Source organism: Acinetobacter sp. RF14B, from assembly GCF_006864105.1.
Classification (GTDB): Bacteria; Pseudomonadota; Gammaproteobacteria; order Pseudomonadales; family Moraxellaceae; genus Acinetobacter; species Acinetobacter lwoffii_C.
Map to the genome: position 1 here is coordinate 1 of NZ_SMTB01000184.1, position 1,477 is coordinate 1,477.

General features: G+C 42.8%; 2 protein-coding genes. One reads left to right on the forward strand and one right to left on the reverse strand.

Annotated features, from left to right (window positions below):
* Positions 1-372: PUA domain-containing protein (locus E2K52_RS14355; RefSeq protein WP_319922812.1), on the forward strand; the 372-nt coding region annotated here is incomplete at its 5' end.
* A 139-nt stretch (positions 373-511) separates the two neighbouring features.
* Here the strand turns inward: E2K52_RS14355 and E2K52_RS14360 are convergent.
* Positions 512-1,216, reverse strand: coding sequence for an SIMPL domain-containing protein (locus E2K52_RS14360; protein WP_151205675.1), 705 nt, complete (start codon positions 1,214-1,216; stop codon positions 512-514).
* Between the last annotated feature and the right edge of the window lie 261 nt (positions 1,217-1,477).

Here is a 1,477-nt window from a genome sequence, read left to right on the forward strand (position 1 = left end):
ATGGCGGGTGAAATGCTGGGAACCTTATTCATTACCGATGATGACCGTATTACGGCGCGTCAGCAATGGCTGGCTGCACATTTACAAACCGCTGGCCGTCTGGTGATTGACGATGGTGCGGTAAAAGCCATCAAGGAAAATCACCGCAGCTTGTTGCCCGTGGGCGTGAAAGCAGTAGAAGGTCATTTTGATCGTGGCGATGTGGTGGAATGTGTGGATTGGCAAGGCCATCGTATTGCAGTAGGACGGGTCAACTTTAGTTCACGTTCGGCTGAAGTTGTTAAAGGTTTGGCCTCAGATAAAGTGCACCAGGTTTTGGGTGAAGCACGTTCACTGGAAATGATTCATCGCAATCATATGGCCATCTATTAAAACAGGCTTAGAATCTAGATTTAAAAAAATCCCGCTTTCGAGCGGGATTTTCTATGAAATAAATTTTCTTTTTTGGCAGGACCAAGCTGAGATAGTTTTTAACTTTTCTAACTCTCTCCTGAAATAAGGGGAATTTCAATTATTTCAGCTGAATAGTACCATTAGCACTGACTGTCAGTTGTGATTCACCTGCCGCCATCTGCTGTTCTGTAATGGCATCGGCTGGGGCAGCGGCCTTCATCATGGCTATACGAGGCATAGGTTGCGGCGTATAGTTGTTGGTGTTCAGATTTAAATTAACCAGCTGATAACCCGGCTTGTTCCAGGCCTGTGTGAGGGCTTGGGCACGCTGCTGAAAGTTTTTGGTGGCTTCGACCATCAATTCATTTTCTACCTTTTTGCGTTTTGCATCCGACACGGTGAAGTTAATGGATTCGGTCTGGAAGTTTTGCTGCAACTCTGCGATCAGCTGAGAAGTGGCTTTAAAATCAGTGGACTCTAGACGCACTTGAGCACGGCCACGCCATTCTTTAAGTTTACGGTTGTCATTATCATAAATTGGATAAGTGCTTTGGGCGCCAGTCTCAATTTTAACAGTTGGATATTTGCGTGCTGTTACCATCGCCTGATTCATCAACTGATTAATCTGGCTAGCAAGTTGGGCAGGTTGTTTATGGGATTTTTCAAGATACAAAACAGCATGCATTTCATCATTGGAAATATCACGTCTGGCATCTGCGGATAGATTAATTACATTATAATTCAATGACTCATTGGGAGCTGCAAAAGCCGTGGTTGCTAAGGTGCCTGCAAGGATAATGCTGGATAATGCTAAAAGACGCATATTGTGGTCCTGTTTTTCTTAAAGAAGCCATCTGGGCTGTTATAAAAATATTAAATCCTGACTATGGTTTTTTTGCAAAATATTTGTGGTAAGAGTGTTAAATTATTGCTCTATATTTAACCTCAATTCTTGAAACTTAGATTAGCATTTGAAGTGCAACACCATGTTGTTGCCATAATACCTGACTCGGACTTTTAAAGCCGAGTCTTTTTCTTGGACGATGATTCAAGCGTTGAGTAATTTCTGCAATATATGCATCCG